We start from the raw sequence: 728 nt of genomic DNA on the forward strand, positions 1-728 counted from the left end.
GTTAGACAAACCCTATGCGTATCATCTTCAATCCCCTCTTCTCCCTCTCCAAGCTCTTTAACAAAGACCCAATAAAAACGTGTTGATAAAAGACCCTCTAGCCTTCTTACCGTTTCAGCCTTATCAAATTCAAGCATGTTCAGATAATCTTGCTTCGTATTTAAATGCTCTGGATAATCTATCATCTCTATTGTCCTCCTCTAAACAAAGCGGCGGGGACGGCTACAGCCTCGAGCCCCTAACATCTCACCCTTGAAACTACGAGAATACTGACCACTACGAAAAAACGAACCATTAGAGACACCACCACTCCAAAGACCTCCTCCTACCAACACATTCATATCTGTTCTAAAAGCCGTCCTTCCCGCTGTTACAGAAGGTATCTGTATTGGAAAAGTCTCTGATAAAAATTGTGAAACATAACCGCAGCCATCCTCACACCCTATATGTGAAATCATACGACTATTCGCCGTATCAACGTGTCCTCCAGAACTCTTAGGAGAAGGGGCTTTCTTCCCTTGAATATTTGTCTTTTCATTGCTTCCATACATCGCAGACGCAAATTCTGTATCATTGAGAAAAGATTTTTTAACACGCAACATATCAGATAAGTGATCTATATAAGTACGGTTTGTTGTGATCGGAGTACCATACGCCGAGCGCGTATTTTCACCCGTCCCTGATTGAAGATAAATATCAACCCAAAGATCTGTAGAGGGGTCGTAGAC

Annotated in this window: 2 pseudogenes; both read right to left on the reverse strand. The window is 42.3% G+C overall.

The annotated features are described in order from the left end of the window. A pseudogene (locus tag ACFIN0_RS09985) lies at positions 1–185 on the reverse strand (hypothetical protein); the annotation flags it as partial. A gap of 15 nt (positions 186–200) precedes the next feature. Continuing rightward, a pseudogene (locus tag ACFIN0_RS09990) lies at positions 201–728 on the reverse strand (hypothetical protein); the annotation flags it as partial.

The sequence above is a fragment of the Bartonella sp. AA89HNZF genome (genome assembly GCF_042196905.1).
Lineage (GTDB): Bacteria > Pseudomonadota > Alphaproteobacteria > Rhizobiales > Rhizobiaceae > Bartonella.